The following is a 23,523-nucleotide window of genomic DNA, read 5'->3' on the forward strand; positions in this document are numbered from 1 at the left end:
TATGCCCGCAAAGCCAGTAGAGATCGGATCGCTCTCATTCGCGAGGAAAGGAGACGCAAACGACTTTTTTAGGGATATGCTGTACAAATATGAACTGGGTGACAAGGTAACCAATGAAGACGCCGAAATACTAACGCATCTCATGCATATGCATCCCGAAGCCGCCGAAAAGATCGGCCCGGGAATTGAAAGCTTCAGTGTAAGAACGGCGGATTACGGAACGCGCTGCTTCTGGGTCAACCGCGTCGATGGAACGACAGAAAAATTCTCCTTTCGAGCGTGTTACTGATCATCAACACAGAGCTGCCATCGGCTATCGCTCATTAATTGGCTCGTATTCGAGTTTATGCTCTTCCTGGTGTGCGGTGACCTGCCACTGGGCTCTGATCCAGCCATGACTGGTGCCCGGTTGGTCTTAAGCTGCCTACGGATTCTGGACCGCCGAAAGGTGGAGGATCCGGTTGCCGAAAACAAACGCGAAATACATGCTATGCGAAATCTTCTTCTCTAAAATTCAATCTTAGTTCTGCGCCACGGCTGCCCTATACCCTCGCTGCTTTTTGCTAGCATGGAGCTTCATGAGCGCCGTGACAGCCTTGCCCTCGTCATCATGAAATTCGATCATCATCTGCCCTCGAAACCCGATACGGCCCCATTCCCGCACGAGGCATGCGCCGCCAAACAGGTCTGGTTGAACACTCATTCTATAGAAGCGCCGCATGTTGATAGACAGGTCGACCCGCTTGAGATCGACTGTCGTCGGGAACACTTCCATTTGCTGCATCGTATCCAACATATTGGGCAATCCCTTCTCATGTGTCACAATATCAGGTAGACATATGTGTTTCCACTATGTTCTAATTTTTCCCGACTCGGGCGAAACATTTCCGCTGCACTCTCTCCTAGCTTGGCAGAACTGCTGCAGGTTTAGGATTTTGACTGTACTTCGTGTTCTTGAATAGGGCGACAAATGGTAAAGAACATCTGCATATTCTCGGACGGAACCGGCCAGATGGGTGGCGCCAGGCCAGACCAACGGCTGTCGAATGTTTACAAGATGTATCGAGCCATGCGTCCCGGCCCAGATTCACCAATTAGCCCTAAGGACCAAGTGGCTTTTTACGACCCGGGCTTGGGAACAGGAGAACGCGGTGGGTTTTTCGGTCGGATCAAGCCCATCCTGGAAAGCGCCGTCGGAACTGGCATCGACCACAACATAATCGATTGCTACGAGCAGATCATCGCCCATTACGAGCCCGGCGACCGTGTGTTGCTGTTTGGGTTCTCGCGCGGGGCCTACACAGTAAGAGCACTTGCAAACGTTATGAACCTCTGCGGTGTCCCGACGCAGATGCCAGATGGTTCGCCGGTCCCGCGTTACGGCCCCGGATTGCGCAAGATCGCCAAGGACGCTGTAAAATTCGTGTATAATCACGGTGCTGGAAAACCGCGCGGACAAGATCCTTACTTCAAGAACCGTGAAGAACTCGGCAAGCGATTTCGCAAGAAGTATTCGAGCTTTCCGCTCGTAGGCGAAGAAAATCAGGGAAACGTTCAGCCAACATTCATCGGGGTCTTCGACACGGTGGCATCACTGCGAACGGCAGTTGTCCGCACCTTGGTCTGGGGCGTCACGTTCGGGGTCGGGGCGGCTTTGGCCGCAGGCGTTGCACTCGGATGGTCTTGGCTTTTGGTTGTTCCGCTTGGCGTACTTCTAGTCGCGCTTCTTTGGCAGCTAGGTTCCCTGTTGCTCGACAACTTCAAGTATTTCTCGGACGATCCCGAGCGCAAACTGAAGCTCTGGCGCCCAACCGATTGGCCGCAGATTCTCAAGACGGGTCATTTCGCGGCTTGGAACAAGCGCAACTACGACAAGTGGCTGGATCCCGATGTCCAACACGCCCGTCACGCCATGGCGATCGACGAAGACCGTGCTGACTTTCCAAGGGTTGGATGGGCATCGAAGGCGGCCGCGATTGAGACCAAAGATCGAGAGCCGAAGTGGTTGAAGCAGGTCTGGTTCCCGGGCTGTCATAGCGACATCGGTGGAAGCTATCCTGAGGCAGAGTCCCGCCTGAGCGATATCGCCCTCGATTGGATGGTCGACGAATTGAAAGACTGCGTGCCGTCGATCCAGATCAACGAGAACGTCTTGAACCGCGCCCCTGACCCTCTGGGTTTGCAGCACCGCGAAGACGCGATGGTAGCATTTGGCCCCCTCCGCATCCGCTGGAAGAAGGGAATTCGCGCAGTTGGCGACGACTTCCCGCTCCATCCTTCAGTCGAAGAGCGCATGCGAGCCAAGGCCGTCGCCCAGTGTGGCGAGGTCAAACCCTACCGACCTGCCCAATTGAAAGAGCGACGCGACTTGAAATTCTACTACGACGAATAGGGGACTAGTCGACGGCGCTCACCCTCCCAACAATTCCTCGATGAAGTCCTCCTGCCGGTCGAGCGCCGCCTTCCAATCCTTCGGCACGGCGGCTTCCCTTTCGAGCGTCTCGGGCTCGGGCTGCCCGCGTCCGGCCTCAATCGGCATCACGCTCATCGCGCGCGCTTCGCGCCGCTGCGATCGATCCCGGACAGGCGCACGTTCGGCTAGTTTCGCCTGGTCGTCTGCGCCGACCTCAAAGTCACCGCCCCAGGGCCCCACGCCCTGCACACTCGGCGGATAGGGGAACGGCTTGCCGTCCTGGCGGGCCAGCATGTCCTTGAAGAACGGATCGTCGTAATACTTGATCCGGCTAGCCTTGATAGGGTGCTGGGGCGAAGCGAGGATTATGACCTCGTCGGGATCCATGAGGCGCGCTTCCGTCTCGGAAAGTAGCGGCCGCTCTTCCAGACGCGCCGAGGTCGAGGTCGCGCCAAGGAAGCCCTTGTTGCGACCGTACATCCGGGTCACCGCCTCGCGGGTGGTGCTGCCGACCGCGGCGGAGACCTCTTTCACCGTGCGCTGGTCCCGCGGGGTGATGTAGAGCTTCAGCCCTGCCCCGTTCTCGAGACTTTCACGGCCCTCGGGCCCGTAAATCCGATCAAGCGAAGCCAGCGACTGCGCGATCATCGCGACGCGGCCGCCATAGCTTGCCAGCGAATGGATCGCCCGCTCGAGATAGGGCATCGCCCCCATCTGCTGGAATTCGTCGATCATCATCATGACCGGCCAGGGCTCGTCCGGGCCGGGCTCGTTCAGCCGGATCGAGGCGATGAGATCGGCGAACATCAGGCGCAAGAGCGGCGCCAGCGTCGCGATGTGATCCTCGGACACCGCGATGTAAAGCGACTGAGGGGTCTTCCGGAAGGTCGAGAAATCGAAGTCACTCGCTTCGGTGGCCGAGCGCACCGCCGGGTTGTCCCATTGTTTGAGACCCGCCGTCATCAGTGCCTGGATGTTCGAGGTCAGAAGCCGCGACGAGGCCGACGCGGCGTTGGTCCACAGCTCGCGCAGGATGTCTTCCTCAGCTTCGTCGGCGTAGGTCTTATACTGGGCGTTCTTGTATTCGCCCCCGGCGACGATCTTGTTCACCTCTCCAAGGTTCGGCGTGCCGCGCTGGATCGCCAGCAGGCAGGCCGCGACAAAGATCGACTTGCCGGCCTCGGAGAAGGTGTCGAGCGTCTTGTTGTCCTTGTCGAGGAAGAGGTCTGCCAGGATCGAGACCTCGGTGAAGCGCTGCGCGAATGTCGGGGCCTTGGCAATCCGCGCAAGCGGGTTGTAGCGATGCGTGGCATTGGCCCAATCAAACGGGCTGAAGCGATAGACCTCGTCACCGTTCAGCGCCCGGAGCCGCGCGGTCTTTTCGAAGTTCTCGCCCTTCACGTCGAGCACGACGACCGAGCCCGCAAAGCTCAGAAGGTTCGGGATCACGAAACCCACCCCCTTACCCGCGCGGGTCGGGGCCACCATCATCACATGAGGGATGGTGGTCGAGGAGATGAACTCGGCCTTGGACGTCGGGGAGCCGAGCTTGCCGCAGACAAAGCCCTTGCCGGGTGCCTGAAGCATGTCGTTCTTCTTCAGCTCCGCCTTGGTCTGCCAGTGGGCCGAGCCATAGTCGTCCCGCTCCTTCTTCCAGGTCCAGGCAAGCGCCAGGGCGCCGAGGCCAATCGCCCCGAAGCCTACGGCGCCAAACCCCACCTTGAACGCTTCGGGATGCGCCGCTCGGGTGCCCGCGCTGGCTTTCCAGAGCGCCAGCATGTCAAAACTACCAAACCCGGTTTTCAGGGCCAGGGTCAGGTAGAAGGCGGCGACGATGGTGCCGATGACGGCGCCGCAGATCACCCCGAAGAGGAGCGCGGCCCAAAGGGGGAGTGTCTTGGTCATGGTTGTCATCTCCCCCTTAGAATTCCATCTCGTCATCGAGACCACGATCTAGTGTTTTGTTTCGGGCAAGTTCACGCCCCATTTCCTGCGCCTCTTGCTGGCCGCGCATCCGCGCCACCTCCGTCGCCTTGTCCTGCTGCAACCCGGCGGCGCGGTCGGTGAAGACTTGGTCGCCGGTCTCCTCAAACGTCATCTCGAGGAATTCCTGCGTGACGGTGATCTGGTCGAGCTTGCTCGGAAGGGCCGCGTCCAGCACCTCGTAGTTGCCGCGGCGAAGTGCAGCCAAACCCTCCTCACCCAACTCCTTGAAGAGCTCGGATTGCAGGGTCCGCTCAACCACCTCTTCCTGTTCCTCGGTGAGCTTGCCGTCCCGAAGCATGTCGGCCAGGTCCTGCAGGTAGGGATTGGGCGTCCGGTCGTCTTCGTCGATGAGGGGCAGTGTCGCCTCCTCTTCGTCCGCGAGGGTTCGGCCGATCTCGACGCCCAGTTCCTTCGCCCGCTCCATCAGTGCGTCCATCACGCCGTCGACCTTTTCGAGCGCGGCATCGAGCTGGTCGTCACTCGCGGTCTCCACGCTGAGACCGTCCTTGGCCAGCACCGCGTTCATGTCGCGCTCGACCCAGTCTTGCGCCATGCCGTAGTTGCGCGTGCCGCCGGCAGTGATCCGGGCTACCAGCTCCTCGCTGTCCATGCCCACCTCCTCGGCGCGCTCGAGCACGTAGCGCAGCCCCTCGTCATTGCCGGATTGCAGCGCCGCAATCAGCACTTCGCTGCCCGCCCCCGGCGGATAGGGTTCTTCGAGCTGCTTTCCAAACCGTGCGCGCAGCTCCGGGTCAGGCACCATCTGCGAGAGGTCCGCGATGATCGGCGCGGCCTTGGCCTCGAAGGCGGCGCGCTCGGCCGGGTCCAATTCCTCGGCCTTGAGCCTCAGCGCCTCGATCGTGCGCTCGGAATAGTCGATCGCATCACCGACGGTCTTGATGTCCTTCATGTCTATCTCTCCTTCGGTGAAGTTCCAGGGCGTGCCGGAGCCGAGACCGTCTGCCATGCCGCGCACGGCGCGCGCCATGTGACGCTGGTCCATCCGGTCCAGCAGGTCGGCGAGGTACTTGTAGTCCTTGGCGAAGCCCACCACCTGCGCCTGCGCCATGGCGGATTCCTGGGCCGTCATGACGATCTCGCGCGGAAGGCGGGCCTCTTCCTTGGCGCGGTAGATCTCCTCAATCCCGGCGGGCTTCTCGAAAATGCCGCGCTCGAGCCGGGTGGTGGCGTCGAGCGTCACGCCGTAGCCTTCAGCGATCTCGGCCTGCTTCTCGCGCATCAGCTGCGGCGACATCACGCCCTCGGCCCAGCAAGAGAACCAGGTGCCGTTTTCGACGCCGCGATTGTTCAGGATGATATGGGCATGCTTGTGCGCCCGGTCGTCATGGACCGCGAGGACATAGTCCCACTGATCGCCATATTCCCCGCTCTCGAAGAAATGCTCCGTCCAGTCCATGGCGATGTCGCACACCTGATCGACCGTCACGTCGGTCGGGAACGAGAGCAGCATGTGCGAGGTGAACCCGAGCTTGGTCGAGCCGCGCCAGGTCCCGGCCCAATCCTCGATGATGTCTTCTTTCTGCTCCTCAGAAAGCACCGCCGCATCGGTCAGCGCGTTGGTCATCGTCGAATAGGTGTATACCGCCTTGTCGTTGATGTAGGAAATCTGCGCCCCGAGGCTACACCTCGTCTTGCAGCCTCCTGCCCGGATCCGTTTGAACACCGCAGCCCGGCTCTGCCCTGAAGCCACTTTCAGCGCGTTGCGCGCCGACATGGATCCGACGCGCGAGAAACTTCGCCCCTGCCGACGCCCCGCCAGCCGCGCGTCGATCCGCGCCGCGGCCTGACCCCGGATACGCTCATCCTCCCAGAGCCGGCCCATGACCGAGGCATAGAGGGCGAGCGGATCAGCCATTCCTGACGAGCCTCAAACCTGTCACGGTCTCGCGCGGGGTGCCCTCCAGAACCGCGCCATCCGCCCCCTGCCCTTCTTCCCTTTGCGGCCACTCCTGATGACGCAGCGCTTGCGCCGCATCCTTCATCCGGCCCATCTCACGGCTCATCGACTGCGCAAGATCGAGCAGTTCGATCAGCACTGCGCGATCCGCCGCCGAGACCTCCAGCCGACCGCGATGGACCGCCTTGGCGAGCACCATGCCAGCGTCGCTCACATCCTTCGCCTGTCGCCATGCGGCGCAAAATTCGGCGACCAGATCACGGGGCACATCGAGGAAACCGCACCGTCCGCGCAGCACCGCATTGAGCGCCTGTGACCGGTTGGAAAAACCCCGTTCGCGCCACTCGGCATCGAACGCTGCAAGCTCAGACTGACTAGCCCGGAAAGCCACTGTCTCGCTCGGATCGCGCGCTGCGATCCCCTCGCCCGCCTCCTCTTTCGCGAGCCGGTTCACGTGGCGCGGAGAGATACCGAACGCCGCCGCCAGCTCCTTCGCGCTCTCGCCCGCCGTGAAGCGCCGCGCCACTTCGATGCGCTCTTCAAGCTTCAGGTTTTTCGCTGGCCTCGGCACTAGGGCGTTCTCCCGCTGCCAGAAAAAGATTGCATGCGCAGACGCGCGCGAGGCAGCGATTGCTCGCAATCGCTTTCGCGTGCGGCGGAGCATTCAGCTTTGCGGGAAACGCCCATGACAGACCCCTCGGACAAAATGTGCAAACATTGGCCATATCCTGCCAACGTCTTCCTTCTCTCCTTTGCTTATACTTCAATACATCACATTGCGCAATATAACGTTTTGCATGCTGTGTCTTTTTGCTGGCAATAGGGTGCAGTCAAGACTGCTCCGCAGCGCGACATGGAACGCCGCCGTCCTCATCGATGCGCGGCAATCTGGTCGAATTAATCTGCCTAAACTTGCGCTGGAGCAGCACGCGATGTCAGGCAAACCGAGCGCCCGAGCCGGTAACGGATCGGGCGCGAAGAACACGAAAACGGCCCGCGCGAGATAGCGCGGGTCCCACCATTCGAGGGCGTCACGAAGCTTCTGAGAGACGGTGTCAAACCCCTGCGGATCAGTAGACCCGCAGGGGTGTCTGGGTCAGTGACCCAGTCCCTGAGAGCGCAGGTCGTCGTAGCGGCTGCGGGCGATCAGCGCCTCGGTCTCGAGGCTGTCGAGTGTCTCGGGATGGGCGTCTTCATCAAACGCGGCGAGGTAGGCATCAAAGGCCATGTCGGCTTGCAGTTCGGCGAGGTCGATGGATTGTTCGAGTGTCATGGTGTGATCCTTTCCGTTGATCGTCGTTGGACGGATCGTGGAAAAGACCGGGGGCATGAGAGCGGGCTGCACCCGGCACGGGGCGGAATGAAATGGAGCACGCCGGGGGCAGGTTTGTTGTGAGCGGTGCACCGCAGCGCTCAAGGCGCAGCCGTCCAGAAACCTGCCCCCAGCGTTGCCGGCCGCTCGACCCCGGGCTAGCGATCTGAGAGGCCAACAGGTCGACGGAAAGGCGCGCGACGGTGGCCCTGACGTGAGACGTCGCCCCCCGGACGCATGACGTTGATCTGCGGTTTACACCCTCGCGGCAAAGGGTGAGTTCGGCACCCTGGCAGCCTCGCCAACACGACCCAAGCGCGGGTTGCTCGACTGAGAGAAGGGGTGCGCTTACCTCGCACAGTGGGCTCCCATTTTTCCCCTGCTGACTTTCGGCTCACCCTCGGGTTCGCGCGATCCACTCTGTCCCTCAACAGAACGATCAAAGCTGCTTCTGCGATCGATCCAGTCAGACTATCCGCCTCGGTGTCAGCGTCCGAAATATGCCGCATCCTTCTGACACGGGTTTCGGACCCGAACCGCTGCCATTCCTCATAACGAGAAATAGCCAGACCGCCGGAGCGGTCTGGCCCTTGGCTTAGGCGGCGTCTTTCGGGCCCCAGGGGATGACGGCCTGCAGGGACAGATCGTCCTGGTTCGCGGCCTTGCCGAGGTTGGCGTTGAAGCCGTGGTCGCGGATGGTCAGCGTGTAGTAGTCGGCACCGGTCTCCTTGTTCTGCTTCTTCCAGATGCCGCCGCACTCGACCAGCTTGCCGCGCGGGGAGCGGCCGAGGACGCGGTGCGTGGGGGCCATCGGGTTCGTGCTCGCGACGGGCTCGACCGTGATGTCGAGGTCGAAGGTCAGGGTCGAGATGGAGCCTGTGCCCTTGGCGGTCTCGATGTCGGCGCTGGTGAATTTGATGCAGTTCGTGGTCATTGCTCTTCTCCTTGTTTGCGTTGCAATGATGGTCACCTTGCAGCTGGCCAAGGCCCGGGCACACCGAAGGCGAAGCGTAGCGGAGAGGGGCAGGTGCCGGTCTTTTTGCTCCGCGAGGAATGACCCGCAGGGTCAGGGGAAAAAGATCGGCGGCAACCTTTGTGGACGGGACGACAGCTGCGACCAGCATGTCATGCAACTCAGACAAAGGGAGAAGTGCGTTGGCCGCTAAGGAAGGATGGTGAACAGCCGTCAAAGATGCCAGAGGGCGCATGTTGATGCATGGATCATAGCTGGAGCAGGCATTTTCGGATCCATGTCACTTGCCAGATTCCCGACGCACCCACCTTGCGACGACAGCGAAAACTTGCTGTGACAAAGAAGTGCTACCGGGGGTATCGTAAGAGCGAAATTTTGGACCAAATCGTTTTCGGGCACAGACAAACTAAGCCGAAGTACAAGAAGTGAGGCAAAATAGCTTTGGAACTAGAAGAACTCGCAAAGCAGTGCCAAAACTGTGCACAGCATAGCCCAGTGATAGTCTTGGGCAGCGGGGCCTCGATACCGCATGGCATTCGTGGCATGGGGGATTTGGCCGTTTGGCTCCGCGATAATGTACAGGCCGACGATGGACCGGAAGTCGATGCCTGGACACTTGTTAGAACAGCCTTGGCCGCTGGAGATCATTTAGAAGCAGCACTAGAAAACAAGCCTCTACCCGACTCCTTGGTTGTCAAGATTGTCCGAAGTACCTGGGACTTCATCGCTCAGGGCGATTATAGCCTGCTCAAATCAGCTATAAAGACCGAGACCATTTTTCCGCTCCGCACCCTATTCACAGGTTTATTCCGAAGTACAAACCGCAATATCCATGTCGTAACAACAAACTACGACCGCGTTGCAGAGTATGCAGCCGATTCAGGCGGCTACATCCACAACACGGGTTTCCTTCCGGGCTATCTGCGACGGGCCGATGGGGCGGAGAATCTGATTTTCAAACAAGGGGCCAATTTGGCGCGGACGGTCACAGTCTGGAAAGTCCACGGGTCTCTTGATTGGTTTTCAGACCCGCATGGGGGTGTGATGTCGCTACCGATGACGAGCGAGTTGCCCGATGGTTTGGTTCCGTTGATCGTCACGCCAGGTGTAAGCAAATATCAGCGGACGCACGACGAGCCCTTTCGGAGCGCGATACAGGGCGCCGATCGTGTGTTGAGTGCCGCGACCGCATTCATTTGCATAGGATACGGGTTCCGCGACGGCCATATCCATCCGAAGCTGATGACGCGTTGTCGTGTGCATGACGTTCCCATCCTTGTCGCAGCGCGCACCTTAACGCCCGAAGCCAAGGATTTTCTCAAGAACAACGCCGGGCGTCACTACCTCGCGCTCGAGAACCACGATGAGGGGACGATGGTTTACAACCGTGACAGCCCAGACGGTATTGTTGTTACCGGGGGCAAATATTGGGAGTTGCCTGCATTGAACGAATTGATTGGGTTTTAGGAGGAAGAGTTGGGCATACTTGATTTCAACGATGATGAAAGTCTCGGCAAAATTATTGCCGTCGATACTGCCACTGTGACGGTGCGAGTCGATGAACTTGAACGCCTCAAACGGATTCAGGTCAATCGGTTGACCGCGATCAGAAGCTCGAAAGCCGGGCAGCACTTAATCGGGATAGTTTCGCGCATCACACGCAAAGCAGGTGACGAAACTGCAATAGACGGGTCTGAGGAGGATCCGGAAGCCGCGCTCCCCGAAAACAACCTCGTTCGGGTCGCTCTGATTGGAACACTCGTAGACAAGGAGGGGCTGAAAGAGAACGTCTTTAAGCGCACCCTAGAGACTGTGCCCGAAATCGATGCGGATTGCTTTTCCTTGGAAGGTCAGCGCCTGACAGACTTCATGCAGGTCATTTCGCAGGTTTCCGGCGACGGCCCGCAGCTTGATCTTGGTCGCTATGCTTTGGACGAGGACGCGCGGGCCTTCTTGAACGGCAACCGTCTGTTCCAACGTCATGCCATCGTGGTCGGTAGCACTGGCAGCGGCAAATCGTACACAACTGCGCGGCTCCTAGACCAGATTGCCGGTCTTCCACAAGCCAACGTAATCTTGTTCGATATCCATGGTGAGTACCAGACCCTCGATAGCGACGAGTTTCGGCATCTACGCATCGCTGGGCCGGGGGACATTGGACACGATCGCCGACTGGCCGACGGTGTTCTACATCTACCGTTCTGGCTTCTCGGCTATGAGGCATTGGTCGCTTTGTTTGTAGATCGGTCCGATCAGAACGCTCCGAACCAAGCCATGCTCATGACGCGCTGTATCACCGATGCGAAGCGCGCAATGCTTGATCCGGGAAAACACGCCGACATTCTTGCAAATTTCACTATCGATAGCCCCGTGCCTTTCGATATCGACAGTGTCCACAAGCAACTATCTGACTTGAACGAACAAATGGTTCCGGGCGCTAACAACAAGGATAAGCAAGGACCATACTTCGACAAGCTCAGCCGCTTAATCGCGCGATTTGAAGCCAAACGAAATGATCGCAGGCTTGGGTTCATATTTCAGCCGCCAGCAGCCTGTATGGATATGGCCTGGCTGTCGGAGGTAACGCATTTCCTGATAGGCGGGCGCGGATCGCAAGCTGATGGCAAGGGTGGGATCAAGATCATCAATTTCTCGGAAGTGCCGTCCGACATCCTGCCGCTCATGGTCAGCTTGATTGCTCGGCTGATATTCACAGTCAGCCAGTGGACGCCACCAGACAACCGTCATCCCATCGCATTGTTCTGCGATGAGGCACATCTGTATATCCCGGAGCGTGCATCGTCAGAGTCAGCCGATGAGATCTCTGTCGGGATTTTCGAGAGGATCGCCAAAGAAGGCAGGAAATACGGTGTTGGACTAGTGGTTATCAGCCAAAGACCATCCGAAGTGAACCGCACCGTTCTGAGCCAGTGCAACAATGTCATTGCGATGCGGCTGACCAACGGCGACGATCAATCCGTGATCAAACGGTTGCTGCCTGACAGCCTCGGCGGGTTTGGTGATCTTCTACCGGTCCTCGACATCGGTGAGGCATTGGTGGTCGGCGATGCGAGCTTGCTTCCGACGCGAGTTGTGGTGTCCGAGCCGCGCTTCAAGCCCAATAGCGCGACAGTCAATTTCTGGGATCGTTGGAGTGACGCGGCACCAGTTGCGGGAACGGAAGATGCCGTCCTTTCTTGGCGGAGACAAAGCAATCACTAGCCCTAGGAGCGATGAAAACAGTCAACGAGTATTGCCGCACATATTATGCTGGGACGATTCTACCGACCATCGCGGTAAGAGTATCGGGCGCAAGCTTGGAAGAAATTGCATCCAACTCCAAGAGGGGCTGCGACAGGTAAGGATGAAACTTCTCCGACATTAAATTCCCAGCTCCAGCGAACAGATCGACAGGTTCGCCAGATCGAATGTGCGCTAGTACCGTTTGAAGATCGGGGGTTTCGTCCCCGGCCTCCACCATCAGAAACCCGTCATGCAGTTCGACCGAAAACCCCTCACTTCTCAGTGCTAGCGCGAGGGTTGATGTCTTCACCGTACCGACCCGCGTCGCAATGACTGATGTATGCTCGCCAATGGTGTGTAGGTTATTGGCCCTAAACCCCAGCTGTTCATAGTGAGCACGCGCTTCCTCGAGCATCATCAAAGAGACTGTATCCATGTAAGCTGGGCTGGAATCCCCCTCGAGCACGGCGAACATTCGGTCGATCACTTTGTCATGAATGTCCCCCGCATCGCCGCCGAAGACGGGCGGCACACCAGCCTTCGCGGGTTTGACGACGATGACCTTTTCACGATCATGGATTTCTTGAACAACCCAACGTCGCCCAGAGAATATTAATAGCATCCCAGGGGCAAGAACATTATCGATCGGCAGGGTTCCAAGGTCCCGCCCCTCTGCGACCAACCGGAATTCCTCAGGCGTCTGAAACACCGCATAGAAGCTGTAATGCTCAACCAGTTTTTCGCCCGCGGGTCCCAAAAGCAACAGCCCGCTGCCGACCTGTTCGATCAAGCCGGTTTCTGGGTGGCCGATTGCACGCAACACATCTGCGAAGACTTCGGTTGTGACCTTCCGAAAGGGGCCTTCGCGGCAGAGCACATTGTAGACCACGCTTGCAGACGCACCGCCGCGCTGCGCTATGACTGACAGTATCTGGTGGACGAGCGTCGAGAGATGAAGCGCCTGAGGTTTTGGAGGTTCGCACCAGCCTTCCAGCAGCAAGTCTATCATCGCGATGGACCTGATCAGGCCGAGGCGAAGACGATCCACGAAACTGCTCTCCGGCGTCAACTTGGCTTCGACAGCATACTGCCTGAGAATGGCCGGCTGTCCTTCACGCCGGCCTGATCGGCCAAGCCGTTGTCGCAACGCGGCGACGCTGAATGGCGCACCGATTTGAGCCACGCAGGTCACGTCACCGATGTCGATTCCAAGCTCGAGCGTCGATGTGCAAACGGCTGTCGTCGGTTTCGCAGGGTCCTTCAAGCGCCGCTCAACGAAGTCACGGTGTTCTCGGGAGAGGCTCGCGTGGTGGGGATAGAATTCCTGTGGCAGGTGCTCCCGTTCGCAAAGCTCCCGCAACCGATCTGCGTAAATCTCGACCCGTTGACGCGCTCCGGCGAAGACCAGGTTGTCGCTGCCTCGAAGGTGTTTGAAAAGATGTGCTGCGATCGCGTCCGTTGCGGATGGGCTGTTTTCATCTTCATCGCCGGAAAGGTAACCGCGAAGCTGAAGCTTCAATTCAGCCTCGCCGCCATCTGCTTCGATCAGCTGGACAGCGTTTGCGGCGTCAGGGCGAAGATAGGCCTTAGCGAGGTCCATGTCGCCTAGCGTAGCTGACAGACCTATCCGACGGATTGGGCGCTTTATCGCGAGCTCGAGCCGTGTGAGCAGTGAACGAAGCTGGACACCGCGTTCGCTGTCCAGAACTGTGTGCAGCTCGTCGATCACGACCGCCCGTGTCGCCCCAAACAGGCGGGCAATTTCCAAACCGCGACGAATGAAAAGCGCCTCAAGGGACTCTGGGGTTATCAGAAGGATCCCTTTTGGAGATATCAACGCGCGCGTCTTGATGGATTGCGAGACATCTCCGTGCCAGGGAACAACCGGAAGCTCTGCTTCCTGGCAGATGCCCTCCAGCCGCATGGCCTGGTCCGTGATCAGGGCTTTCAGCGGACCGATGTAGAGCAGGTCGAAGCCGGTGCCGCCCGACGGCTCGTCAAGCACCTGTGAAATCAACGGCAGGAACGCCGCCTCGGTCTTTCCGCCCGCCGTAGAAGCTGCAACGATTAAATCGGCATTGGATTCGCAGATCGTCCGGATGGATCGCGCCTGGATGTCGCGAAGTTCGCGCCAACCTTTCTGGCGTATCCATTTCTGCACAGGCCTCGCCAGTTTGTCGAACGCACTGCTCATCGGCGTCAGAGCTTGAAGCTGATCAGATCATCGTCACCGGGGTCTTGGGCACCAGTCGACTCGTCTACCTCGTTCATGTCTTCGCCGAGGTCTTCGGAGACCTCGATCTTTTCGATCAGATCGCTCCACTCGACACCGGGGTTTTGCTCAAGCACGGAAAGCAGGTTCACGAATGCCGTCACCGTATTGCGCGGGGTGCGGAAGTAAGCTTCACCGATCCGGTCCGAACAATGCGCCATGAAGGCCTCGAGCGCGTCGTCCGGCAGAGCACCGGCATCGTCCTGCATGATCCGCCGCACATTGGCCAGAAGAACGAAGAGATCTTCAGGGGTCAGGCTGGCCAGCCGGACAACCGGTCCTGAAAGGTCGACCAATCCGTCCCGCGCGAAGGTGTTCTCGGCCAAACGCGATTGAAGGGCTTCGTAGCTATAGAGCCCTCGACGGGTGTTCATCAGAAACTCCGGGGTTCCACCCATAAGAAATCCGAGGTTCTCGGCGCTACCCTGCAGCACATCGTTCAGGATCCGGAGGATCTGTTCGTAGTTTGCATTGCGGGCCTGCGACGAAGTGAGCTTGTAGAGGTTCACCATCTCGTCGAGGCCGACCAGCAATCCTTTATACCCGGCCTCGCACACGAATGCCGACATCAGCTTCAGATGGTCATAGACACTGGCGTCGTCGATGATCGTTCGCACACCAAGTGCTTTGCGCGCGTCGGTGCGTGTCGCGAACTCGCCGCGCAGCCATCTCAGGGCTGCGGATTTCAACTCGTCGTCGCCGGTCTCATGGCCTTCCCAATATCGACGGATGACTTCGGCGAACTCAAACCCTCCGGTAAGTTCTTCAAAGTGGCCAAGGCGTTCACGAATGACGGTCCCCGTGGGCAAATCCCGTTCTTCAGCATCTCGGTGAGCCTGGCTGACAAATCGCTCCACCACGCTGGCCAATGCCCCGCCATCGGGCTTGGTCCGCGTCGAGAGGTTTCGGGCCATCTCGGCATACAGCCCGCGAGCTTGTCCGCCGGTCGCGTGAATGCGCCGATCTGGCGCTAAATCCGCGAACATCACGACCAGGCCTTTCTCCAGAGCCACGAGGCGGATCAGGTTCATGAAGAACGTCTTGCCCGATCCGTACTCCCCGATGATGAACCGGATCGCCGATCCGCCATCGGATATCCGGTCCATGTCCTTGACGAGCTCTTCAATCTCTCGGACGCGGCCAACCTGAATATGGCGCAAACCGAGTTTGGGCACGACCCCGGCCCGAAGCGCCTGTACGATTGCATCGCGTTCACGTGGTTTCAACTTAGACATCCCTGCCCTCCGCACTCATCTTTTCTTTTACCGCCTCCGCAATTTCCAGAGACACGTCATATCCATCATACTCGTCGAGCAGTGCTTCGTTGTAGGTCTCAAAAGCCCATTCATTCACGACTTCCAAAGCCCCGGATGCCATCAACCCATGCGAGGCGCAGATCGTCTCGAACTCGGTTTCAGACCAATGCTCTCGAGTGACCAGTTCGAGGACAAGGGCGCCGTGTTTCGGGTCAAGCCCTACCAGCTGGCTTTGGCTGGCAGGCGCGGAGGCACCACTTTCTTCCTCTTTGACATCGAAAATCTGACCGAGGACGGACGACACGCGCTCTGTGTCCGAACGAATTGCTGCGATCCGTGAAGCGTCGAGTTTCGGTCCGCTGGCTTTTTCGAGCGCGGGTATCGCTTCGCCCGGGCGACCCGGTTGCGACGCGCGAACAGTGCGTGGACCATCCGCAACTTCGCCAGCATGCAGGTCGGTGTAGGCAAGCGCAGGATCAAGTCCCAAAGCCTTGTAGATTTTCTCGATGCTTGCGACTTCGTCGGAGTGAATAATGCCATCGGCATGTGCTGCACCGACCAGCGCTGCCCGCATAGCGGCTTGGCTGTCTTGGCCCACCTCCTTCAGTTTGCGCCGCAGAAGCGTCATGTCCGGTGGCACGGCCAGGAACCATTCAAGGTTTGCACGCAGCCTGCGGCGTTCCTGATCGCTGAGGGCCGTGGCAGAAACCTGATCTTCCAACGCCCTGCGTTCAGGCTCCGCGATGCGACCATCAGCATGGGCGACTAACGACCCAAGTGCCAATTCGATCAAGGCGCTTCGATAGCTGTCGGAAACGTCCTCCAGTCTTTCGATGGGTTCGCCCAGACGAAACAGCACAACAGGCTCCTCCGTCTTGGGCGACCGGAGCGCAAACCGAGGGTCGGGCGCCAGACCGAAACCGAGGCGCGCGAGCGCGTCGGCGGCTCCTGTCATTTGCCGTTTTCCGATCTTCTCGTTCGTTTCTCCCTCCAGTCGTCCGATCACCTCCTCAAGCGGCACCAATCCCCCGCGATCGACGATATCGCTTGCCCAAGATTTCAAGCGGTCCATTTCCTCTGATGGGAAAGCATCCCAAAGTTCAGAGGGTAGCAAGGCATGCGCTTCCACACTTCCGCGGCCGTCAGGGTTTCGGCCCAGGAAGCGACTGAGCTTGTCGAGGTCGTTCATCACCTCGTCAGCCAGCTCTTGCGCAATCTCGACCGGCTTGCGCAAGCCGGAGATGTCGGGCACGGGTTTGCCATCCACGGTCGGATTGACTGACCCCTGAAACTCGCTGGAGGCGGCGCGATAGGATGCCGTGAGTGATTTCCGGGGTTTTGTCACTTTGAGCCCATCAGGAAAACGCCGATCAAACCGCATACGGAAAAGAGCGACGAACTCGTCACGGCACCGCGTCGCGGGAGTTCTCAGATTTGTTTCCGGATGGCAGATGAACCAACTCAGCAACCAGTCAGCCGTCAGGTTCTCGCCTTTGTCGATCCGAGCTCCGATTGCGTATTTGAGTGAGAACGGAAGTTCCCAGCCCTGCTTCTCGAACATCGGCTCGATGGCGTCGAGGTCGGTTTCGGCAAGCATCGCAATGTCGAGGAACTCCCCCAAATAACGCCTGACAGAGTGGTTGTCAGGGTAAAGTGACTGCAGCCGCCGAACTTCCTGGACGATATCCTTGGCATCTTCGTTGGACTGATCGACGAAGAAGCGACGCTCCAGCCCGTAGAAGTACAGGAACATGTATCCGGGGTTGTAGGAAGCGTCGTTGCGCCCGTTGGCCAACCAGTCGAGGTAGGTCGCCCGGCACTGAGGTGAGATATCCGCGTATCCGGGCCAGTAGGGCATACCTTCACCAGCTTTGTCGGCTCCAGAGCGCGCGACAGACAGAGACGGATCGATATAGGCTCGGCACTTGTCACGATACCCGTTGGTGTTCAGCAAGGGAGGCGTGCCGACATAGACCATCCCGCCGATGTTGCGGCCGGCGACGCTAGCTGTTTCATTAGACGGGACCCACCCGCTTTTCGTTGATCGGGTCGATGCGCTCGATGCCACTCGTGAGGGCTGGTTTCGTTCAGCGACCGCTGCAAGTGCCGGCGCCGCAGACTTTCCAACCCGAACGATTTCACCGTAGTCCTGCTTTGGTGGGGAATAGGCTTGAACGGCAGCCGGCGCTTTGGACGCAATGGCTTCGCGAGTTCGTTCGCGCTCACGCTCGATACGCTTGTCGTAGGCACTTGGGCGCGGCACCGGCTCAGGTCGGGGGGGTAGATTTTCGGAACTCCCCTCAGCTTGCGCCTTTGCAGCGACTTTCCGCGATCTCCGTTTTTCTTGCCACCAGACCAGAATGACGGGAACACCAAATGCAAACAACATCTGGCCGCCAATCGGCCAACCCTGAAGCATTGTGGTCACCACGACCATACATAAGAAAAAATACAGGACGAGAAAGAATGTAATTCGGAAAAACTTGATTATTGAAGACATTATCGGAACCCTCTCCGAACCACACTATTTTGCACAGCCATCTTTGCAACGACTAACGTCATGGTTGAAGCACTTCCCATGCTTTATGCTTGATTGGGCCGATGGCCACATACATCTGTTCGCACCGTTGCGGGCACACCCCTGCCCCAGTGACCGTAACCGGAACGGCCGAGATGAAGCGTTGCCACGACCATGCGACGGCTGGTCGGGCTGGCTCCGGAGGAGACGGCCGGGCCAGCGGCACGTCGCAGGGAGAGGCGGCGTTTCAGCTCGGGGAGGGCGGCTGCGCGCAGCCGACCGAGTAGGGCGCGGTCCTGGCCAAAGGGCGGGAGGGGCCAATGTTCCCCTTGAATGCTTCAACTTAAGAATCAAAAGTTACTTCAACGGCAGGGCCATTGAGACAGGCGGAACACACTTTGATTGAGCTGAAAATCGAACTGGTTGGCATCAAACCACCCATCTGGCGCCGTATCGTCGTGCCGAATGACATCAGCTTGGACATCCTGCATTCCGTTCTCCAGGGCGCTATGCCTTGGCAAGACTATCATTTGCATGAGTTCGAGATTGGCGAAGACAGGTTCGAGGCCCGCGACGAAAGTGACGACAGCTGGGACCCTACCGATGGGCGGAAGGACGAGAAGAGGTTTACTCTTGGAAAGCTGGTCAAGAAAGGCAGTCAGTTCACATACACTTATGATTTCGGCGATGGCTGGCGGCATCTCGTCACCGTTGAGAAGTTTAGCAAACCAACCGGAAGACCAGATCTGGACTTTCCCGCCTGTGTTGACGGAGAGCGAGCCTGCCCGCCAGAGGACTGTGGAGGACCCTACTCTTACGAAGAGTTTCTCGACGCGCTGACCGACAAACACCACCCGGAACATCGCGATACAAAGCAATGGGCGGGCGCGTTCGAACCGGAAGTGTTCAGCGTGCAGCAAGCCAATGCTGCCGTCGGTGCGATGTTTGTATGGGCAAAAGAACGCCACAATCGAAAGTGAAACCTGACTCTGGTTTGGCGCAGCGGCTTCGACAGGGGCACATAGCTTCGACTGTTCGATCCGAATGGCCGGATGTCTTCTCAGCCCTCCGAGGGCATCCACGCCCTGCTTTGCTGGTGAGCTTCAGAGCTGACAACCACCAGTCTCTTTGAAAATTCCAGAATTTGTCGATCCTTGACGGACTATCTCACAGGTTATCACAGAAACAAGTGGCGGCATCTTTAAAAATACATCATTATGTCGCCCATGAGTGGACAAGAACACGAAAAACTAAAGAGTCTTCTTGAGGCTGTCCCCACGGGGTTCCTCGTGGACTCCGCCTGGCTGGAGCACCACGGGATAGGTCGGCGTTCGTCCTACGGCTATGTGCAACGCGGCTGGCTAGAACGCCTAGGACGCGGAGTGTTCCGCCGTCCCGCACCAAGCAGCGCCACCACGAATACGCTCGACTGGAAGACCAGCCTGCTCTCGCTCCAGCACATCATGCACTACCCTGTCCATATCGGGGGGGCGACGGCATTGGGCCTGCAAGGCTATGCGCACTACCTCTCACTCGGCGACAAGAGCACAGTCTGGCTCTACGGCTCAAAAATCCCCAACTGGCTCGAAAAACTGCCGCTCAACACCGAACTCCGCACACGCAGCGTATCGCTGTTCTCCGATCCAGAGTTGGGTGTCAATGACGCGCGAAATAATCTCAACGAGACAGCATCGTCCCTGCCATGGGACTGGAAACTGGTGATGTCCTCGCCGGAACGCGCCATCCTCGAAGCGCTTGACGAGTTGCCGGATCAGGAGAGCTTTCACAACCTCGACATGGTGTTCGAAAGCCTGACGACGTTGCGCCCAAGAACCCTCTCGGCACTGCTCAGAAGTTGCAAGAAGATCAAGGTCAAACGCCTGTTCTTCGTGTTCGCCGACCGCCACGACCATGCCTGGCGCAAGCGTCTCGATCCGGAAGACTTCGACCTCGGCAGCGGGGATCGCGCATTGGTCAAAGGCGGCAAGATACATCCACGCTACAGGATCATGGTGCCCGAAGAGTTTGTAAGAAAGGAACGTGGTGATGGCGCGTGAAGACTATGCCGCCCAAGTGGCCCTGCTCGTACGGGTACTTCCATATGTGGCGAAGGAGGAGATATTTGCGCTCAAGGGCGGGACGGCCATCAACCTCTTCTATCGCGACCTTCCGCGCCTCTCGGTCGATATCGATCTGACCTATCTGCCTGTCAAGGACCGCGCCGACAGCCTCGTCGAGATCAACGACGCGATGGACCGGATTACCGCCGCCATCGAAGGCGGCATCGCCGGCGCCAAAGCGCAGCGAATTGCCGGCGGTGGCGGCGGCGCCACGCGTGCGCTCGCCCGCCTCGGCACAGCCGAAATCAAAATCGAAACCTCCCCCGTTACCCGGGGCGTCGTGCATGATCCGGAACAACGCGAAGTCTCCGAAGCCGTCGAGGAGGCGTTCGGATATGCGACGATGAACATCGTCTCCTTCGAGGATTTGTTCGGCGGCAAGCTACATGCGGCCCTAGATCGCCAGCACCCGCGAGACCTCTACGACGTTAAACTGCTCTACGAGAACGAAGGGTTTACCGACGAGTTGTTCCGCACGTTTCTGATCTACCTCGCGAGTTCACCACGCCCGCCGCACGAACTGCTGAATCCAAACCTGATCGATCTAGATCAGCCCTACGCGCGGGAATTCGAGGGCATGACGAAGGAAGCAGTCGACCTAACGGAATTGGTCTCAACGCGCGACCGCCTGATCGGTGATATCCAATCCCGCTTGGATGAGGGCGCGAAGAGGTTTCTGAGAACCCTGCATGACGGCGATCCAGACTTCGACGCGATCGACCGCCCTCAAGCGGCCGAGCTTCCAGCGGTCCGATGGAAGCTCATCAACGTGAACAAGCTGAAAGCAGAAAACCCCAAGAAGCATGCCGCCCAAGGGGAAGAGTTGGAGAAGCTCCTCGGCTGAAGATGGACCAGAGATGACTGATTTCGAGAACGACCCCGACTACGAAGAATGCCTTGTGACCTTTTTTGATGTCCTCGGTTTCAGGAACCTCCTGCACACGCGAAGCGGTGCAGAGATCAGGCACTTGCTTTCGATGTTTCGCAGGGTGTCCGAAGGGGATGCCACGCCGCCCACCCGCTCCGACGAGATGCGGATGATCAGCGAAGTCCATGCAGAGATCGTGTCTGACGCGATCGTAAGAACCAGAACCATTGAAACTCAGTACCAGGCTGGCCCTTTGGTCTGGGAACTCATCGATCTGCTGCACATCCAGATCGAATGCGTGGCGAACGGCATAATGGTGCGCGGCGCGATGACCATCGGCCCTATGCATCTCGGCATCGACTTCAGTGGTCCGGTGTTTGGGCCTGCCCTCGTTCAGGCTTATTTCATGGAAGAAGGCGAGGTCATCTTCCCGCGCATTGCGATCCATGAAGATGTCATCGAACGCCACCGACAGGACCAAACGCTTTGGCGGGAAGGACATTCCTATGAGGATGAAGAGCGTCACCTGAACAACCTCCTGCGCCAGGACGAGTCAGGCCTCCACTACATCGACTATCTTCGCGCCAGTCTGAGCGAGCTCGACGGCGAATACGCCGGCTGGATCGAGTTTCTGGGTAGGCACAAAACGTTGGTGGAGAGCGGTCTCGCCGACAGTCCCAACGCGACGGTGCGGCGCAAATACAGCTGGCTCAAGAACTACCACAACGCAGTCATCGACGAGAACATAGCAAACCTGGAACCGGGCGCGATGACCGAGGATGGGGACCCTTGGGAAGCTCTGTTCAGAGGGCTCAGGATCGAAGCCTGAGTTCTCTCAACAAGTCACAACTGAGAGCGTCACGAAATGTCCACGACATGCCTCACCGTTTGGCCAATACGGGGATCGCCAGCCCGCAACCATTCCTATGACCCGCCATCCAGACCTGCGTCCTCCAACTGCTCCCGCTCTGGCAGATCCGCGAGAGTCTCCAGATCAAATGCAACAAGGAACTGCTCGGTCGTCACAAATGTGTATGGCGCACCGCGGCGCGGCGATCGTGGCCCGGTCCCGATCAAGTCGCGCGCATGCAGCCGACCGATCAGGTCGCGGCTGATCTCCTTGCCGAAGATGTCCTTGAGCCCGTCGCGCGTGATCGGCTGGTGATAGGCGATGGCGGCCAAGACCGCGACGTCGAATTCACTCAGGTCGAGTAGCTGATCCTCGACATCCGCGGCGACCCGGATCGCGGGAGCGTAGGCCGCCCGCGTCCGAAACATCCAGCCGCCAGAGACCTGGGCGATCTCGAAGGCCCGCCCTTCCAGATCGGCGACGAGATCCTCGACCAACAGATCCACCGAGACCCCCTGCCCCACCACGCGCGCCAGGTCTTCGCGCGGCACCGGCGAGGCCGAGGCAAACAGCACCGCCTCGATCCGGCGCATCCATTCCCGCCAGCGCAGCTCAGGCGGCAGGTCGGCCAACTCACGGTCCAGGTCCGGCTCTGAACGATCCTTCGCCATCGCTACACCCCGTAGAGCCGAAACGTGTCTCGCCCTGTCAGCTCGCGCACCGCGCCGAGATCGACCAGTCGGTCGCAAAGCCGCCGCGCGGCGCGATCCGACAAGGGCAAGGCCAAAGGTGCCACGGCATCGCGGGTGAGGAACATCTCGACAGCGGCATCCGCTCCCTTGGCGCGAAGCTTTGGCGCAACGGCCTTTAGGTGTGCCGCCCGACGCGCGAGGTCGGCGGAGAGACGCACAGCCTCGACCGCCGATAAGATGAGTGCCCGATGACAGACGAGACGCAAATCGTCGCCCTGCTTGCGCAGGTCGGCACGTTTCAGACCCGCGGCCAACAACGGCACGAGATGATCCCAACCGAATGTTTGGGCGAGAGCCGCATCCGCGAGGACCAGCGAAGCTACGTCAGCGCGTGGCGCCTCCGTCAGCACCGCCTCCAGCACCATCGCGGCCCGAGTCACCGGCGCCCCCTTCCCTGCATTGAGCCACATCGCGATCTTGCCCGACTCGAAGGCCGGCAAGGCTCGATCCAGAGCCTTGGTCGACACCGGCCGCTCCACCGCGCGCCGCCAGGCGAGGCAGGTCTCGCCAGCCGGTCCCGGCAGATCGCCAGAACGCAACAAATGCACCGCGTCGCGCAGATCCCCTGCTCTCTCCAGGCGCCCCGAAAACGCGACACAGGCCTCCGCTGCGCGCAGCGCGAGCCGATCCCGCAACAAGGCTTGGGGCACCTCCTCGCGCTCCAGCACAACATGCAGGTGGCTCAGCGCTGCGCCCGACAAAAACGCAACATCTTCAAGGCTTTCAGCCCGCGCTGAGGTGACCCAGGCGGGCATCCGGGGTAATGTGTCGAGGTCGCTGGTGTGATCGAGCCGAGCATATGTCATGCTTGGAGCCTACGTCATCGCGGCGCTTTTCACCAGAAAATAGCGTTAGAACCGCCGCAGCCTGCAAGATCGCGCTATGTCCAATAATCTTGCATTATCGGACATAGTGGAATATGCTGCAGCACAGTCTTATTACTGGTGAGTTTTCGGGGGAAACATTGTCGGATGACCGGAATTCATGAGATTCAAGCACTTCTCTGAAGAACCGCCCGGGGTTCATGAGATTCTGTAGCGGT

At 59.1% G+C, this 23,523-nt stretch carries 19 protein-coding genes; 8 read left to right on the top strand and 11 right to left on the bottom strand.

The features are described 5' to 3' along the window. The first annotated feature begins 1 nt into the window (after position 1). A complete protein-coding gene (locus O4H31_RS18380) occupies positions 2-289 on the top strand; it encodes a DCL family protein (protein ID WP_007120620.1) in 288 nt (95 codons plus the stop codon). A 231-nt stretch (positions 290-520) separates the two neighbouring features. Here O4H31_RS18380 and O4H31_RS18385 read toward each other — a convergent pair whose 3' ends face one another. Next, on the bottom strand, positions 521-796 hold the full coding sequence (locus O4H31_RS18385) for a WGR domain-containing protein (protein WP_007120621.1): 276 nt from the start codon (positions 794-796) through the stop codon (positions 521-523). Positions 797-970: 174 nt separating this feature from the next. Between O4H31_RS18385 and O4H31_RS18390 the strand changes: the two genes are divergently transcribed. Further along, entirely contained in the window at positions 971-2,392 is a 1,422-nt protein-coding gene (locus O4H31_RS18390; protein WP_040701697.1) for a T6SS phospholipase effector Tle1-like catalytic domain-containing protein, read from the top strand. Positions 2,393-2,410: 18 nt separating this feature from the next. Here the strand turns inward: O4H31_RS18390 and O4H31_RS18395 are convergent, their stop codons facing one another. The 5 genes from O4H31_RS18395 to O4H31_RS18415 form a co-directional block, all read right to left on the bottom strand. Further along, positions 2,411-4,318: a type IV secretory system conjugative DNA transfer family protein gene (locus tag O4H31_RS18395; protein WP_269348001.1), complete on the bottom strand. Its 1,908-nt coding sequence runs from the start codon at positions 4,316-4,318 to the stop codon at positions 2,411-2,413. 16 nt (positions 4,319-4,334) lie between these two features. Then, positions 4,335-6,275: a relaxase/mobilization nuclease domain-containing protein gene (locus O4H31_RS18400; protein WP_084353828.1), complete on the bottom strand. Its 1,941-nt coding sequence runs from the start codon at positions 6,273-6,275 to the stop codon at positions 4,335-4,337. Beyond that, positions 6,268-6,981: a helix-turn-helix domain-containing protein gene (locus O4H31_RS18405; RefSeq protein WP_232272178.1), complete on the bottom strand. Its 714-nt coding sequence runs from the start codon at positions 6,979-6,981 to the stop codon at positions 6,268-6,270. Before O4H31_RS18405 ends, O4H31_RS18400 begins: the two co-directional genes overlap by 8 nt. A 432-nt stretch (positions 6,982-7,413) precedes the next feature. Beyond that, the gene (locus O4H31_RS18410) at positions 7,414-7,590 is read right to left on the bottom strand and encodes a hypothetical protein (RefSeq protein WP_165198475.1); all 177 of its coding nucleotides are present in this window, start codon (positions 7,588-7,590) and stop codon (positions 7,414-7,416) included. A 634-nt stretch (positions 7,591-8,224) separates the two neighbouring features. Next, positions 8,225-8,563: a DUF736 domain-containing protein gene (locus O4H31_RS18415; RefSeq protein WP_037207756.1), complete on the bottom strand. Its 339-nt coding sequence runs from the start codon at positions 8,561-8,563 to the stop codon at positions 8,225-8,227. A 582-nt stretch (positions 8,564-9,145) separates the two neighbouring features. On the opposite strand from O4H31_RS18415, the gene O4H31_RS18420 reads away from it, so the two are divergent. Continuing rightward, positions 9,146-10,069, top strand: coding sequence for an SIR2 family protein (locus tag O4H31_RS18420; protein ID WP_143514619.1), 924 nt, complete (start codon positions 9,146-9,148; stop codon positions 10,067-10,069). A 9-nt stretch (positions 10,070-10,078) separates the two neighbouring features. Beyond that, positions 10,079-11,824 (top strand): ATP-binding protein, encoded by a 1,746-nt coding sequence (locus O4H31_RS18425; RefSeq protein ID WP_084353831.1) that lies wholly within the window; start codon positions 10,079-10,081, stop codon positions 11,822-11,824. Positions 11,825-11,867: 43 nt separating this feature from the next. On the opposite strand, the gene O4H31_RS18430 is transcribed toward O4H31_RS18425, so the two are convergent. The 3 genes from O4H31_RS18430 to O4H31_RS18440 are packed head-to-tail and all read right to left on the bottom strand — an operon-like array spanning position 11,868 to position 17,873. After that, positions 11,868-14,039, bottom strand: coding sequence for a DEAD/DEAH box helicase (locus O4H31_RS18430; protein WP_084353832.1), 2,172 nt, complete (start codon positions 14,037-14,039; stop codon positions 11,868-11,870). A 5-nt stretch (positions 14,040-14,044) separates the two neighbouring features. After that, positions 14,045-15,352: an ATP-binding protein gene (locus O4H31_RS18435; RefSeq protein ID WP_084353833.1), complete on the bottom strand. Its 1,308-nt coding sequence runs from the start codon at positions 15,350-15,352 to the stop codon at positions 14,045-14,047. Further along, a complete protein-coding gene (locus O4H31_RS18440; RefSeq protein WP_209259818.1) occupies positions 15,345-17,873 on the bottom strand; it encodes a TerB N-terminal domain-containing protein in 2,529 nt (842 codons plus the stop codon). The genes O4H31_RS18435 and O4H31_RS18440 overlap by 8 nt, the downstream gene beginning before the upstream one ends. Before the next feature lie 416 nt (positions 17,874-18,289). Here O4H31_RS18440 and O4H31_RS18445 point away from each other — a divergent pair, with 416 nt between their 5' ends. From O4H31_RS18445 to O4H31_RS18460, 4 genes are all read left to right on the top strand, one after another. Then, positions 18,290-18,871: a plasmid pRiA4b ORF-3 family protein gene (locus tag O4H31_RS18445; protein ID WP_235866649.1), complete on the top strand. Its 582-nt coding sequence runs from the start codon at positions 18,290-18,292 to the stop codon at positions 18,869-18,871. Positions 18,872-19,117: 246 nt separating this feature from the next. After that, on the top strand, positions 19,118-19,948 hold the full coding sequence (locus O4H31_RS18450) for a type IV toxin-antitoxin system AbiEi family antitoxin domain-containing protein (RefSeq protein WP_084353844.1): 831 nt from the start codon (positions 19,118-19,120) through the stop codon (positions 19,946-19,948). Continuing rightward, a complete protein-coding gene (locus O4H31_RS18455) occupies positions 19,938-20,855 on the top strand; it encodes a nucleotidyl transferase AbiEii/AbiGii toxin family protein (RefSeq protein ID WP_084353836.1) in 918 nt (305 codons plus the stop codon). Before O4H31_RS18450 ends, O4H31_RS18455 begins: the two co-directional genes overlap by 11 nt. A 13-nt stretch (positions 20,856-20,868) precedes the next feature. Beyond that, positions 20,869-21,708: a hypothetical protein gene (locus O4H31_RS18460; protein WP_084353837.1), complete on the top strand. Its 840-nt coding sequence runs from the start codon at positions 20,869-20,871 to the stop codon at positions 21,706-21,708. 95 nt (positions 21,709-21,803) lie between these two features. On the opposite strand, the gene scpB is transcribed toward O4H31_RS18460, so the two are convergent. Together scpB and O4H31_RS18470 are read right to left on the bottom strand one after the other, a co-directional pair. Next, the gene (gene scpB, locus O4H31_RS18465) at positions 21,804-22,400 is read right to left on the bottom strand and encodes an SMC-Scp complex subunit ScpB (RefSeq protein WP_133840908.1); all 597 of its coding nucleotides are present in this window, start codon (positions 22,398-22,400) and stop codon (positions 21,804-21,806) included. Between the two features lie 2 nt (positions 22,401-22,402). Next, entirely contained in the window at positions 22,403-23,287 is an 885-nt protein-coding gene (locus tag O4H31_RS18470; protein ID WP_084353839.1) for a DUF1403 family protein, read from the bottom strand. Positions 23,288-23,523 lie beyond the last annotated feature (236 nt).

The sequence above is a fragment of the Sulfitobacter dubius genome (assembly GCF_027214245.1).
Classification (GTDB): Bacteria; Pseudomonadota; Alphaproteobacteria; order Rhodobacterales; family Rhodobacteraceae; genus Sulfitobacter; species Sulfitobacter dubius_A.

Coding starts and splice junctions, on each gene's coding strand:
- O4H31_RS18380 (WP_007120620.1), top strand. CDS start 2: ATGCCCGCAAAGCCAGTAGAGATCGGATCGCTCTCATTCGCGAGGAAA.
- O4H31_RS18385 (WP_007120621.1), bottom strand. CDS start 796: ATGTTGGATACGATGCAGCAAATGGAAGTGTTCCCGACGACAGTCGAT.
- O4H31_RS18390 (WP_040701697.1), top strand. CDS start 971: ATGGTAAAGAACATCTGCATATTCTCGGACGGAACCGGCCAGATGGGT.
- O4H31_RS18395 (WP_269348001.1), bottom strand. CDS start 4,318: ATGACCAAGACACTCCCCCTTTGGGCCGCGCTCCTCTTCGGGGTGATC.
- O4H31_RS18400 (WP_084353828.1), bottom strand. CDS start 6,275: ATGGCTGATCCGCTCGCCCTCTATGCCTCGGTCATGGGCCGGCTCTGG.
- O4H31_RS18405 (WP_232272178.1), bottom strand. CDS start 6,981: ATGCTCCGCCGCACGCGAAAGCGATTGCGAGCAATCGCTGCCTCGCGC.
- O4H31_RS18410 (WP_165198475.1), bottom strand. CDS start 7,590: ATGACACTCGAACAATCCATCGACCTCGCCGAACTGCAAGCCGACATG.
- O4H31_RS18415 (WP_037207756.1), bottom strand. CDS start 8,563: ATGACCACGAACTGCATCAAATTCACCAGCGCCGACATCGAGACCGCC.
- O4H31_RS18420 (WP_143514619.1), top strand. CDS start 9,146: ATGGGGGATTTGGCCGTTTGGCTCCGCGATAATGTACAGGCCGACGAT.
- O4H31_RS18430 (WP_084353832.1), bottom strand. CDS start 14,039: ATGAGCAGTGCGTTCGACAAACTGGCGAGGCCTGTGCAGAAATGGATA.
- O4H31_RS18435 (WP_084353833.1), bottom strand. CDS start 15,352: ATGTCTAAGTTGAAACCACGTGAACGCGATGCAATCGTACAGGCGCTT.
- O4H31_RS18440 (WP_209259818.1), bottom strand. CDS start 17,873: ATGTCTTCAATAATCAAGTTTTTCCGAATTACATTCTTTCTCGTCCTG.
- O4H31_RS18450 (WP_084353844.1), top strand. CDS start 19,118: ATGAGTGGACAAGAACACGAAAAACTAAAGAGTCTTCTTGAGGCTGTC.
- O4H31_RS18455 (WP_084353836.1), top strand. CDS start 19,938: ATGGCGCGTGAAGACTATGCCGCCCAAGTGGCCCTGCTCGTACGGGTA.
- O4H31_RS18460 (WP_084353837.1), top strand. CDS start 20,869: ATGACTGATTTCGAGAACGACCCCGACTACGAAGAATGCCTTGTGACC.
- scpB (WP_133840908.1), bottom strand. CDS start 22,400: ATGGCGAAGGATCGTTCAGAGCCGGACCTGGACCGTGAGTTGGCCGAC.
- O4H31_RS18470 (WP_084353839.1), bottom strand. CDS start 23,287: ATGACATATGCTCGGCTCGATCACACCAGCGACCTCGACACATTACCC.